General features: G+C 64.6%; 9 protein-coding genes. 4 read left to right on the top strand and 5 right to left on the bottom strand.

The genetic code is table 11. The annotated features are described in order from the left end of the window. Window positions 1–3 precede the first annotated feature (3 nt). Window positions 4–1473 carry a flavin-containing monooxygenase gene (locus H7K34_RS25110; protein WP_264064675.1) on the bottom strand — a complete coding sequence of 490 codons (1470 nt, stop codon included), beginning with the start codon at window positions 1471–1473 and terminating at the stop codon, window positions 4–6. Window positions 1474–1550: 77 nt separating this feature from the next. Between H7K34_RS25110 and H7K34_RS25105 the strand changes: the two genes are divergently transcribed. The 3 genes from H7K34_RS25105 (at window position 1551) to H7K34_RS25095 (ending at window position 4322) form a co-directional block, all read left to right on the top strand. After that, window positions 1551–2192 carry a TetR/AcrR family transcriptional regulator gene (locus tag H7K34_RS25105; RefSeq protein ID WP_264064674.1) on the top strand — a complete coding sequence of 214 codons (642 nt, stop codon included), beginning with the start codon at window positions 1551–1553 and terminating at the stop codon, window positions 2190–2192. A 23-nt stretch (window positions 2193–2215) separates the two neighbouring features. Next, the gene (gene dinB, locus H7K34_RS25100) at window positions 2216–3415 is read left to right on the top strand and encodes a DNA polymerase IV (RefSeq protein ID WP_264064673.1); all 1200 of its coding nucleotides are present in this window, start codon (window positions 2216–2218) and stop codon (window positions 3413–3415) included. 148 nt (window positions 3416–3563) lie between these two features. Continuing rightward, window positions 3564–4322 carry a YoaK family protein gene (locus tag H7K34_RS25095; RefSeq protein ID WP_264064672.1) on the top strand — a complete coding sequence of 253 codons (759 nt, stop codon included), beginning with the start codon at window positions 3564–3566 and terminating at the stop codon, window positions 4320–4322. A gap of 4 nt (window positions 4323–4326) precedes the next feature. On the opposite strand, the gene H7K34_RS25090 is transcribed toward H7K34_RS25095, so the two are convergent. Continuing rightward, window positions 4327–5334 (bottom strand): PHP domain-containing protein, encoded by a 1008-nt coding sequence (locus H7K34_RS25090; protein WP_264064671.1) that lies wholly within the window; start codon window positions 5332–5334, stop codon window positions 4327–4329. A gap of 21 nt (window positions 5335–5355) precedes the next feature. Beyond that, window positions 5356–5796 (bottom strand): hypothetical protein, encoded by a 441-nt coding sequence (locus H7K34_RS25085; protein ID WP_264064670.1) that lies wholly within the window; start codon window positions 5794–5796, stop codon window positions 5356–5358. 51 nt (window positions 5797–5847) lie between these two features. Between H7K34_RS25085 and H7K34_RS25080 the strand changes: the two genes are divergently transcribed. After that, entirely contained in the window at window positions 5848–6699 is an 852-nt protein-coding gene (locus tag H7K34_RS25080; protein WP_264064669.1) for an LLM class F420-dependent oxidoreductase, read from the top strand. Between the two features lie 374 nt (window positions 6700–7073). Here the strand turns inward: H7K34_RS25080 and H7K34_RS25075 are convergent, their stop codons facing one another. Both H7K34_RS25075 and gltB read right to left on the bottom strand, forming a co-directional pair. Beyond that, window positions 7074–8540, bottom strand: a complete 1467-nt coding sequence (locus tag H7K34_RS25075) for a glutamate synthase subunit beta (protein ID WP_264064668.1) — start codon at window positions 8538–8540, stop codon at window positions 7074–7076. Beyond that, window positions 8533–13116 (bottom strand): glutamate synthase large subunit, encoded by a 4584-nt coding sequence (gltB, locus tag H7K34_RS25070; protein ID WP_264064667.1) that lies wholly within the window; start codon window positions 13114–13116, stop codon window positions 8533–8535. Before gltB ends, H7K34_RS25075 begins: the two co-directional genes overlap by 8 nt. Window positions 13117–13340: the final 224 nt, after the last annotated feature.

The raw sequence follows: 13340 nt of genomic DNA, 5'->3' as shown, positions 1-13340 counted from the left end.
CCGCTAAGCCGATACTCGCGCGCGCTTTTTCGCGAATCGCAGGCCTTCATCGGCAACCTTGCCGCGCCGGATCATGCGCATGTCGAACAAATAGTTCTGCTTGAGCCGCCACGGTGCGCGCGATCCCGACTTGGGCAACAGGTGCGCCGAGCGCTGGAAGTAGCCCGGACTGAAGTCCATGAACGGCAGCTCGTCGACGTCGTTGTCGGGACGCTGCGGCTCCACGTTGTCAAAGCCCTTAGCGTCCATGTAATTGAGCAGCCGGCATACGAATTCGGAAACCAGGTCGGCTTTGAGTGTCCATGACGCGTTCGTGTAGCCGAACGTGATGGCGAAATTCGGCACCCCGGAGAACATCAAGCCTTTGTAAGTCATCAGCGACGTCAAGTCGAAGGGCACACCATTGCGGGTGGGCTGCACTCCGCCCAGCAACTGCATGTTCAAACCCGTTGCGGTAACGATGATGTCGGCCGGTAGCTCCTCACCCGAAGCGAGCCTGATTCCGGTCTGGGTAAACCGGTCGATAGTGTCGGTGACGACATCCGCCTTGCCGTGCCGGATGGTCCGGAAGAAATCACCGTCGGGCGCCAGGCACAGCCGCTGGTCCCACACGTTGTAGCTCGGCCCGAAGTGCTTTTCGACGTCGTAGCCCTTCGGCAGACGGTGCTGCGCCATCATCATCAACGTCTTACGCATGTAGGCGGGGCGCTTGCGGGCCAGCTGATACTGGAATGTGCTGAACGCGATGGCTTTCCAGCGGTTCGCGAGGTGCGCAAGGCGTTCCGGCAGCAGCCGGTTGAATCGCACGGCAAACGGGTCGACCCCGGGCAGTGAGCCGATGTAAGTCGGCGAGCGCTGCAACATCGTCACATGTCTGGAGCCCGAATTCACCAGGGCGGGAATCAAAGTGATCGCGGTGGCGCCGGAGCCGATCACGACGATCTTCTTGCCCGCATAGTTGAGGTCGTCGGGCCAGTGCTGCGGATGCACGATCGTGCCGCCGAAGTCTTCGGCGCCGGGGAACGTCGGCGAATATCCCTCGTCGTAGTTGTAGTAGCCGGTGCACGCGATCAGAAAGGAGCAAGTGATCTCGCGCTGTTGGCCGTCGCATTCGACGGTCAGGGTCCAGCGATTGTCGGCGTCGGACCAATCGGTGGCCACGACGCGGTGGCGGTAGCGGATGTGCTGGTCGATTTTGTTCTCGACCACGGTGTCCTTGATGTACGCCTTGATGTCGGCGCCGTCGGCGATCGACTTCGCCGAGCGCCACGGCTTGAACCGGAACCCGAGGGTGAACATGTCCGAGTCCGACCGAATGCCCGGGTATTTGAAAAGGTCCCACGTGCCGCCGAGGTCGTCGCGGCGCTCCAAGATGGCGTAGCTCTTGGTCGGGCAGCGGTCCTGCAGGTGCCAGGCGGCGCTGACGCCGGAGATTCCGGCGCCCACGATGACGACGTCCAGGTGATCAGTCATGGCAGCAACGCTATCAACGCTGCGTCGAACTAGTCAACACACTGTCGAAAATCTCAACTGCGTGTAAAGTAGCGCGGGTGACCACTGCCGGCCAGACTCGCGCTTTGCGTGGCCGTCGTTCCCTGCGCCCATCGGGTGACGATCGTGAGCAGGCGATCCTGGCGACCGCCGAGCGCCTGCTCGAGGACCGCTCGCTGGCCGACATTTCGGTCGATGACCTGGCTAAAGGCGCCGGTATCTCGCGCCCCACGTTCTACTTCTATTTCAAGTCCAAAGAGGCCGTGCTGCTGTCGCTGCTCGAGCCGGTGATCGCGCGCGCCGACTCCGAGTTCGACGGCGCGGTGCAGCGACTCCCGGCCGACCCGCGCCGGGTGTGGCGTAACGGCATCAAAGCGTTCTTCACCGCGTTCAGCACACATCGAGCAGTGGCGCGGACCGCAACCGAGGCGCTGGCCACCAGCTCGGAGCTACGGACGGTCTGGTCGGGTTTCATGCAGAAATGGATCGACCAAACCACCGCCATGATCGCCGCCGAACGGGAACGCGGCGCCGCGCCCGACACCATTCCGGCCGCGGACCTGGCCACCTCGTTGAACCAGATGAACGAGCGCACGATGATGGCCGCGCTGTCCGCCGAAACGCCTGCGGTCGAGGCCGAGCGAGTCGTCGACACCCTCACCCACATCTGGGTGAGCAGCATCTACGGCGACGCCGGCTAGTTGTCACCCCTGCGTGCGAACATATGTTCGTGCGGCGTGAAGCGTCGATCCTGCACGCGGACCTGGATTCGTTCTACGCGTCCGTAGAACAGCGCGACGACCCGACCTTGCGAGGCCGCCCAGTGATCGTTGGCGGCGCAGTCGTGCTGGCCGCCAGTTATGAAGCGAAAGCCTATGGCGTGCGCACGGCGATGGGCGGCAGGCAGGCACGACAACTGTGTCCCGATGCCGTCGTGGTCCCACCACGGATGACGGCCTACTCGCGTGCCAGCGATGCGGTATTCGAGGTGTTCCGAGACGCCACGCCGATCGTGGATCCGCTCTCGGTGGACGAGGCTTTCCTAGACGTCGGCGGCCTGCGCCGGGTCTCCGGCACACCGGTTCAGATCGCGCAGCGGCTGCGCGTCGATGTGTGCGACCGGGTCGGCCTGCCCATCACCGTGGGCATCGCGAGGACCAAGTTCCTGGCCAAGGTCGCCAGCCAGGAGGCCAAGCCGGACGGGCTTCTGCTGGTGCCGCCCGATCGGGAGCTGGCGTTCCTGCGCCCACTGCCGGTGCGCCGGTTATGGGGAGTCGGTGCGGTGACCGCCGACAAGCTGCACGCCTACGGACTCACGACGGTGGCCGACGTCGCCGCGCTCAGCGAGTCGACGCTGGCTTCGCTGCTGGGCGTCGCGATGGGCCGCAAGCTGTATGCGCTGTCGCGCAACATCGACCGCCGCCGGGTGACCGCCGGCGTGCATCGACGGTCTGTGGGCGCCCAACGCGCGCTTGGGAACGCCGGAAACCGTATGTCGGACAACGAGATCGACGCGGTGGTCGTCACCTTGATCGACCGCATCACGGCTCGGATGCGCGGCGCCGGGCGCACGGGTCGCACCGTGGTGCTGCGGCTGCGGTTCGACGACTTCACCCGCGCGACCCGCTCACACACCCTGCCCTGGGCGACATCGTCGACGCAGCCGATCCTGGCCGCAGCCCGACGATTGGTCGCTGCGGTCGCACCCACGATTGCCCAACGCGGCTTGACGCTGATCGGCTTCGCGGTGTCGGGTATCGACCGCAGCGGTGCCCAGCAGCTGATGCTGCCGTTTTACTCCGAATCGCTCGCGGTAGACGCCGCTGTCGACCAGGTCCGTGGGCGCTTCGGCAAGGCCGCACTCACCCGGGGGGTATTGGTTGGACACGATTCGGGTATAGAAATGCCACACCTTCCCGACTGAATATTTTGCTCTGAATCACCAATTTCATTCCAGCCCATGATATTTCGAAGATAAGAGCATTGTTTGAGATGCTGTGGCCCCCGGCGGGCCCGAGTATCCGCTTGTAAGCTGACGAAAACCCGACCTTGAAAGTGAGTGACTGAACACCATGCCGCCGCCGGACAAAGCCCGCGACAGTGGCCTGCCTCGCGAAGGTCTCTTGCTCGGCTATTGCGCGGTGCTCGCGTTATCCGCGGGCTTCGTCAACGCGGTGGCCCTGCTGATTTTGGCCTTGCCGGTCGGCAACCTCACCGCTATCACCACCCAACTGGGCATGAATACGGCAAATCCGTGGCTGTACGAAGGCCACGTGCTCGGCGCGATCCTGTTCGGCTTCCTGGTCGGCGCGATCACGGCTGGGGCAGTTCTCGCACCCACCCAGGCACTGGCGGGCCGACGCCATGCCGTCGTGCTGTTTACCGAGGCGGTGCTGCTCGCGCTCGCCGCGGCCGGCGTCGAAGACACCTTTGTCAAGGCACAGATCACTTCGCTGGGAATCGAGCTAACCGCCGTGCAGGCGATGTTTGCCGCCGCGGCTTTGGGCCTGCAGAATGGGTTGACCTCGAGCTTTCGCGGAATGTCGATCCGCACTACACACTTCACCGGGACTGTCACCGACCTCGGGCTGATGCTCGGCCGCAGCCGGCACGACGGAATCCAGAAGTGGAAGGCTGCGATCCTCACGACGACGCTGTTGCTGTTTCTCGGCGGCGGCATCGCCGGAATCCTGTTCGGCGTTCACTTAGGCGGATATTCGCTGCTCCTTCCGGCCGCGACGTGCGCGATCGTGGCCGGCGCCAATTTGCTGCACAGCCGCGGCAACAGCGTCGAACCCGTTCCCGAGGCAGCGGAAACGGTCCGGGTCTGAGGTTTCAGTTGGATTCGGTCCACTCCAGCAGCTTGTCGGCCGGCCAGGTGTTGACGATCCGATCGATCGGAACGCCGGCGTCCAGTGCACGCTGGGCGCCGTAGCCCAGGAAGTCCAACTGGCCGGGGGCATGCGCGTCGGTGTCGATGCTGAACACGCAACCGATCTCCAGCGCGAGGTTCAGCAGCCGGGTCGGCGGGTCGCGGCGTTCGGGACGGGAGTTGATCTCGACCGCGGTGCCGTGATCGCGACAGGCGGTGAAGACCTTCTCGGCGTCGAACTTCGACTCCGGCCGGATGCCGCGGTTGCCGGCAACCAGCCGGCCTGTGCAATGGCCCAGCACGTCGGCATGGCCGTCGGAGACGGCGCGAACCATTCGGCGGGTCATTGCCGCGGAGTCCATCGACAACTTGGAATGCACGCTGGCCACGACGACGTCGAGGCGCTCCAGCAGTTCGGGCTCCTGGTCCAGGCTGCCGTCGTCGAGGATGTCGACCTCGATCCCGGTGAGGATGCGCATCGGTGCGAACTTGTCCCGCAGCCCGTCGATCACGCCGAGCTGTTTGCGCAATCGTTGCGCAGACAGTCCGTTGGCAATCGTCAACCGCGGCGAGTGATCGGTCAGCGCACAGTATTCATGGCCCAGGGCCGCGGCGCTGGCCATCATCTCTTCGATCGGTGCCGATCCGTCCGACCAGTTCGAATGCAGATGCAGGTCGCCGCGCAGCGCGGACCGCACCTCGCCGCCACCGAGATCGGTTGCCTCAGAACGCAATTCAATCAACGCGTCGGGCTCGCGGCCGGCCCAGGCCTGGGCGATGACCTTCGCGGTCTTGGGCCCGATACCCGGCAACGTCTGCCAGCTGTTGGCCTGCCCATGGCGCTCACGCTCGGCGTCGTCGAGGGCCTCGACGATATCGGCGGCGTTGCGGTACGCCATCACGCGTTTAGGGTCCTGGCGGCTGCGGTCCTTGTAGTAGGCGATCTGCCGAAGAGCAGCTACCGGGTCCATGGCTCCAGTGTGCCTGGCCCTTCACCACAATTGCCCGGCGATGAAGCCGGCGAATACCGCCGCGAAGCCGCCGATCTCGCCGACGATCAGCAGGGCCATTGCCAACCCCGTCCCCCGCACCGGCTTCTCGAATTGGTTGACGGTGTCGCGCCGTGCACCGTGTTCGATATAACTGGCGATCGCTGCGACGAAGAAGAAGACGACGACCATCGCCGCTGTCAGGTTGACCCAGCTCGGCCAGGCGCTGAGCTCGACGAAGACCGCGAGCAACAGGGTCGCGAACGAATAGAGCAACGCCGCGCGGTGGGCGATGTCGACGTAGGGATGCGCCCGGTGGTCGTCAGACGTCGCGATCCCCCGGTACTTCCAGACCCCGAGCACCAACGCCAACAAAAAGATCAGGCCGGCGAACAGCAGGGTGATCTTGGTGTCAGAGCCCAAGGGCCCAAAAGCGGTAGTCATCGTCCGCACGAGTTTAGTTGCGCTTCATAAATCTCGACTAACTTCGGTGACATGCGATTCGCGTTCAAAACCTCACCACAAAACACCACCTGGCCGGGCATGCTCGCGGTCTGGCAGGCCGCCGACGAGATCGACGTCTTCGAGTCCGGGTGGACGTTCGACCACTTCTACCCGATCTTCTCCGACAGCACCGGCCCGTGTCTGGAGGGCTGGACGACGCTGACCGCGCTGGCCCAGGCCACCAAGCGGCTGCGACTGGGCACCCTGGTCACCGGCATCCACTATCGCCACCCCGCGGTGCTGGCCAATATGGCCGCGGCCCTGGACGTCATCTCCAACGGACGACTCGAACTCGGGATCGGTGCCGGCTGGAACGAGGAGGAGTCCGGCGCGTACGGCATCGAACTGGGCGGCATCAGGGAACGATTCGACCGGTTCGAGGAAGCCTGCCAAGTGCTGATCAGCCTGCTCAGTGAGCAGAAGACGACCTTCGACGGCAAGTACTACCAACTCAAGGACGCACGCAACGAGCCCAAGGGCCCGCAGCACCCGCACCCGCCAATCTGCATCGGCGGCAGCGGCGAGAAGCGCACGCTCCCGCTGACCGCGCGCTACGCGCAGCACTGGAATTTCGCGGGTGGGACACCCGAGGAGTTCGCCCGCAAGCGCGACGTGCTGGCGGCGCGCTGCGCGGACATCGGCCGCGACCCCAAGGAAATCACCATGTCAGCCCACGTCCGCCTGGGTGAAGACCACGACCTCGGGCAAGTGATCGAGACGGCGGCCGGGCTAGGGGCCGAAGGACTGGACTTGGCGATCGTCTACCTGCCCCCGCCGCATGACCCGGCCATCCTGGAACCGTTGGCCGAGACGATCCGGGATTCGGGTTTATGGAAGGGATAAGCGCGGATCTTGGACTGCCTTCGGCGAAATGATGAATTCGGAACGCCGAGCAAACCCGTCCTGGAATTGTGGATAGCTAAGTCAGATCGTTACACCCCGAAGAGTAAGACCTCTTCGGCGGTTACCAAACGTTCCCGCTTAGCGGGGAACTCGCGGCTCTTCACCGGGTGTCGAAGCCAAGACCAGGCCATTCGCCCCACCCGCGAACTAGGTACTGGATTCATATGCACAGTGACCACTCCTGCAATCGGTCTGCCCCAACTGCGGCTCCGCTGTGACGAAGCACACAAGTCGCTATTAGACACCCGCGGCCTGGCAAACCGTGGGAGACGCGCCGGGCAATTCCAGGCGTGTTTCTGATGTGACTGGTGTGATTATTGAAGCGGTGCGGCTGTCGGCTTGATGGGCGCCGGAAGTGCGGTTGACCCCATCAAATACCGGTCCACCCCCGCCGCCGCGGCCCTGCCCTCGGCGATCGCCCAGACGATCAACGACTGACCCCGGCCCATGTCTCCGGCAACGTAAACGCCGGGCACCGAGGTCTCGTAATCGGAGCCGCGCGAGACGTTACCGCGGTCGGTGAGCTTCACATCGAGGTCGGTGAGCAAGCCCGGCTTCTCCGGTCCGACGAAGCCCATCGCCAGCAGCACCAAGTCGGCCTCGAGCTCGAAATCGGAGCCCTCGACCTTGACGAACTTGTCGTCCTCCATCGTCACTTCGTGCGCCTTGAGCGCGGTCACGCGCCCGTCGGTGCCGACGAACATCTCGGTGTTGACCGAGAAGACCCGTTCGCCGCCTTCCTCGTGCGCCGATGACACCCGGTACATCAGCGGGTAGGTCGGCCACGGCGTGGATTCGGCGCGGGCTTCCGGTGGCCGCGGCATGATCTCGAACTGGTGGATGGCGACCGCACCTTGTCGATGCGCGGTGCCCAGGCAGTCGGCTCCGGTGTCGCCGCCGCCGATGATGATGACCTTCTTGCCCTTGGCGGTGATCGGCGGCTGCCCGTCCTCGCCCAGAACGTCATCGCCTTGCTGCACCCGGTTGCCCCACGGCAGGTATTCCATTGCCTGGTGGATGCCGTCCAATTCGCGGCCCGGAACGGGTAGATCGCGCGCGGCGGTGGCACCGCCGGCCAGCACCACCGCATCGAAGTCGGCGAGCAGCTGTTCGGCGGTGATGTCACCTCCGACGTTGACGCCGGCCCGGAATTCGGTTCCCTCGGCACGCATTTGATCCAGTCGCCGGTCGAGGACGCGCTTCTCCATTTTGAATTCCGGAATTCCGTAGCGCAGCAGTCCACCGATGCGGTCGGCTCGCTCGAACACGGTGACGCTGTGCCCGGCGCGGGTCAATTGTTGGGCGGCGGCCAATCCGGCCGGGCCCGAACCGATTACGGCGACGGTCTTTCCGGTCAGCTTGGTCGGCGGCTTCGGCTCGACGAAGCCTTCGTCGAAGGCGTGGTCGATGATCTCCAGCTCGATCTGCTTGATCGTCACCGGATCCTGGTTGATGCCCAGCACACACGCCGGCTCACACGGTGCCGGACACAGCCGGCCAGTGAAGTCGGGGAAGTTGTTGGTAGCGTGCAGCCGTTCAATCGCGTCGCGCCAGCGCCCCCTGCGTACCAGGTCGTTCCATTCCGGGATCAAGTTGCCCAGCGGACAGCCATTGTGGCAGAAGGGAATACCGCAGTCCATGCAACGGGTCGCCTGCTCACGCAGGGTGTCGTCGTTGAAGTCCTCGTAGACCTCTTTCCAGTCTTTCAACCGGAGCGGGACAGGCCGGCGTTGCGGCAGCTCCCGATGTGTGAACTTGAGGAAGCCACTTGGATCAGCCATGCGCCGCCGCCATAATCGCCTTGTCGACATCGGCGCCGTCACGTTCCGCCTGGGCGATCGCCTCCAACACCTTCTTGTAGTCCCGGGGCATCACTTTCGCGAAATGCCGCTGCTGCACCTGCCAGTCGGCCAGGATCCGCTGGCCGACAGCGGAATCGGTGGCATCGACGTGCGCCTGGATACTGCCGTGCAGGAAGTCCACGTCTTCGGAGTCCAGCGCCTCGAGATCCACCATCTCGGTGTTGAGGTTCTGCGGCAGTTCCTCGTCCGGGTCGTAAACGTAGGCCACACCGCCGGACATGCCGGCCGCGAAGTTACGCCCGGTACGGCCGAGGATCACTACCCGCCCGCCGGTCATGTACTCGCAGCCATGATCGCCGACGCCCTCGACCACGGCGTGGGCACCGGAGTTGCGGACCGCGAACCGTTCGCCGACCACGCCGCGCAAGAAGGCCTCGCCGCTGGTGGCTCCGAACAGAATCACGTTGCCACCGATGATGTTTTCCTCCGCGACGTACTCCAGCGGCGCATTGTCTGACGGCCGCACCACGATCCGGCCACCGGACAGTCCCTTGCCGACGTAGTCGTTGGCGTCGCCGTACACCCGCAGGGTAATGCCCTTGGGCACAAAGGCGCCGAAGCTATTGCCAGCGGAGCCGTCGAAGGTGATGTCGATCGTCCCGTCCGGCAAGCCTTGGCCACCATAAGCTTTCGTCAACTCGTGGCCGAGCATAGTGCCGACCGTGCGGTTCACGTTGCTGATGGTAGTGGAGAACCGGACCGGCTTGGCGGAATCCAGCGCCTCGCGGCTCATCACGATCAACTGCTGATCCAGCGCCTTGTCCAGGCCGTGATCTTGACGCGAGCTGCAGTACAGGTCCTGGTTCATGAACGCGGACTCGGGCTCGTGCAGCACCGGAGCCAGGTCCAGCTTGTGCGCCTTCCAGTGTGCGCGGGCCAGCGTAGTGTCCAACGCACCCACCTGGCCGACGGCCTCGTTCAGGGTGCGGAAGCCCAACTGCGCCAGGTACTCCCGGACTTCTTCGGCGATGAACATGAAGAAGTTCTCGACGAATTCCGGCTTGCCGGTGAACCGCTCGCGCAGCACCGGGTTCTGGGTAGCCACGCCGACCGGGCAGGTGTCGAGGTGACATACCCGCATCATGATGCAACCCACCACCACCAGCGGGGCGGTCGCGAAGCCGAACTCCTCGGCGCCCAGCAGCGCACCGATCATCACGTCACGTCCGGTCTTGAGCTGCCCGTCTACCTGGACCACAATCCGGTCGCGTAACCCGTTGAGCAGCAAGGTTTGCTGCGTCTCGGCCAGACCCAGTTCCCACGGAGCACCTGCGTGCTTCTGTGATGTCAGCGGCGTGGCACCGGTGCCGCCGTCGTGTCCGGAGATCAGCACCACGTCGGCGTGTGCCTTGGACACACCCGCCGCGACCGTGCCCACACCGTTCTCGGAGACCAACTTCACGTGCACGCGCGCCTGCGGGTTGGCGTTCTTCAGGTCGTGTATCAGCTGCGCCAGATCCTCGATCGAGTAGATATCGTGGTGCGGCGGCGGTGAGATCAGGCCGACTCCGGGTGTGGAGTGCCGAACCTCGGCCACCCACGGGTACACCTTGTGCCCCGGGAGTTGGCCGCCCTCACCGGGCTTCGCGCCCTGGGCCATCTTGATCTGGATGTCGGAGCAGTTGGTCAGATAGTGCGAGGTGACTCCGAACCGTGCCGAGGCGACCTGCTTGATCGCGCTGCGCCGCCAATCCCCGTTGGCATCGGGGTCGAATCGCTTGACGTCCTCGCCGCCCTCACCGCTGTTGGAGCGGCCACCCAGCCGGTTCATGGCGATGGCGAGCGTCTCGTGCGCCTCGGCGGAGATCGAGCCGTAGCTCATCGCGCCGGTCGAGAATCGTTTGACGATCTCGCTGGCGGGTTCGACTTCTTCCAGCGGAACCGGGGGCCGCACACCCGCACGGAACTTCAACAAGCCACGCAGCGATGCCATCCGCTCGCTCTGGTCGTCGACCAGCCGGGTGTAGTCCTTGAAGATCTTGAACTGGCCGGTGCGGGTGGCGTGCTGGAGCTTGAACACGGTCTCCGGGTTGAACAGGTGGTACTCGCCCTCACGGCGCCACTGGTAATCCCCGCCGACCTCGAGTTCGCGGTGCGCGCGCTCGTCCGGCCGGTCCAGATATGCCAGCTTGTGCCGCACGGCCACGTCCGTGGCAATGTCCTCTAAAGAGATGCCGCCGGTGGGGCAGGCCAGCCCGGTGAAGTACTCGTCGAGCACGTCCTCGGAGATCCCGATGGCCTGGAACAGCTGGGCACCGGTGTAGGACGCCAGTGTCGAAATGCCCATCTTGGACATGACTTTCAGCACGCCCTTGCCCGCGGCCTTCACGTAATTGTTGAGCGCCTTATCGCGGTCGATCCCGTCGATGACATCGCGGTCGAGCATGTCCTCGATCGACTCGAACGCCAGGTACGGGTTGACCGCCGCGGCACCGCAGCCGATCAGCATCGCCATGTGGTGCACCTCGCGGGCATCACCGGACTCAACCACCAGACCCACATGGGTGCGGGTCCGATCGCGCACCAGGTGATGGTGCACCCCGGCGACGGCGAGCAGCGACGGTATCGGGGCCATCTGTTCGTCGGAATCCCGGTCGGAGAGAACTATCACCCGGGCACCGTCGGCAATCGCGGCCGACGCCTGAGCACGCACCTCATCCAGCGCGGCTGCCAGCCCGGCGCCACCGTCGGCGACCGGGTACAGACAGCGAATCGTCTTGGAGCGCATACCGTGTGCGCGCCCGTTGACCTCGTCGTCCGGATTCAGGTTGATCAGCTTGGCCAGCTCGTGGTTACGCAGAATCGGCTGGCGCAGCGCGATCTGGTGGCACGAGTACTCGTTCGGCGTGAGCAAGTCGCGCTCCCCGCCGGTGGTGCCCTGCAGGCTGGTCACCACTTCTTCGCGGATGGCGTCCAGCGGCGGGTTGGTTACCTGAGCGAACAGCTGCTGGAAGTAGTCGTAGAGCATCCGGGGACGCTGCGAGAGCACCGCGACCGGGGTATCGGTACCCATCGAGCCGAGTGGCTCGGCACCGCTGCGCACCATCGGCGCCACCAGTAGGTTGAGCTCTTCATAGGTGTAGCCAAAGGCTAACTGCCGCATGACAAGTCGCTCGTGCGCCATCCGCACGTACTTACCTTGTGGCAACGATTCGAGCGGAACGAGGTTCTTGTCGAGCCATTCCTGGTACGGGTGCTCGGCGGCCAGCTCGGCTTTGATCTCCTCGTCCGCAACGATGCGGCCTAAAGTGGTGTCCACCAAGAACATCCGGCCGGGTTGCAGCCGCATCCGCTGCACCACCGTCGACGGGTCCAGGTCCAACACGCCGGCCTCGGACGCCATCACCACCAAGCCGTCCTCGGTGACCCAAATGCGGGACGGGCGAAGGCCATTGCGGTCGAGCACGGCGCCAACGACGGTGCCGTCGGTAAACGTCATCGACGCCGGGCCGTCCCATGGTTCCATCAGCGATGCGTGGTACTCGTAGAAGGCGCGGCGCGCCGGGTCCATCGACTCGTTACGTTCCCAGGCCTCGGGAATCATCATCAGCACCGCGTGCGGCAGGCTGCGCCCGCCCAGGTGCAGCAATTCAAGCGCCTCATCGAAGCGCGCGGTGTCCGACGCACCGGGCGTGCAGATCGGGAACAACTTGTCCAGGTCGTCGACCGACCCAAAGACGTCGGTCTTTATCAGCGCCTCACGCGCCCGCATCCAGTTCTCGTTGCCGGTGACGGTGTTGATCTCGCCGTTGTGGGCGATACGCCGGAATGGATGCGCCAGCGGCCAGGACGGGAAGGTGTTGGTCGAGAAGCGGGAGTGCACGATGCCCAGCGCGCTGGTCATCCGATCGTCTTGCAGGTCAAGGTAAAACGCCTTGAGCTGCGGGGTGGTCAACATGCCCTTATAGACCATCGTCTGGCCGGACAGGCTTGGGAAGTAGACGGTTTCGCGGCCGGGGCCATCCTGACCGGGGCCCTTGGTGCCGAGTTCGTGTTCGGCACGCTTGCGAACCACGTAGCAACGGCGTTCCAGATTCATGTCGGAGGCACCCGCCATGAACACCTGCCGGAAGGTAGGCATCGCGTCACGCGACAGCGCGCCCAGCGACGAGTCGTCGGTGGGCACATTGCGCCAGCCCAGCACCGTGAGGCCCTCGGCTTCGGCGATTTTCTCCACCGCGGCGCTGGCAGCGGCGGCATCCTTGGACGACTGCGGCAAAAACGCGATACCGGTGGCGTAGCTGCCCGGCGCGGGGAGCTCGAAGTCCACGACTTCCCGCAGGAACGAGTCCGGGACCTGAATCAGGATGCCGGCGCCGTCGCCGCTGCGCGGCTCGGCGCCCTGGGCGCCACGATGTTCGAGGTTGACCAGTGCAGTGATCGCCTTGTCGACGATGTCGCGGCTACGTCGGCCGTGCATGTCGACGACCATGGCTACCCCGCACGAATCGTGCTCGTACGCGGGGTTATACAACCCAACGCGCGTGGGCGTCATATGCACCTGCCTCTTTCACCAGAACCTGCTACGCGACCGTTTTCAGTGGCTCCGACGGGGCCACACCCGGAGGTAGCGGGCCGACCCATTCGGTCTTGTCGATAGGCTGTCTCCCAGACGGCAAATGATCCGATTAGGGAATCGTCCGTGCGGCGCTGAACGGTGGCGTGTACCCGGTCTCGACAAGTCGTAAAACGATATGACAAAAACCGCCTGACATGCCA

The organism is Mycobacterium montefiorense, from assembly GCF_025823255.1.
In the GTDB taxonomy this organism is placed as follows: Bacteria; Actinomycetota; Actinomycetes; order Mycobacteriales; family Mycobacteriaceae; genus Mycobacterium; species Mycobacterium montefiorense.
The sequence above is the reverse complement of the archived record's forward strand: the minus strand, read 5'-3'. Positions and strand labels throughout refer to the sequence as shown.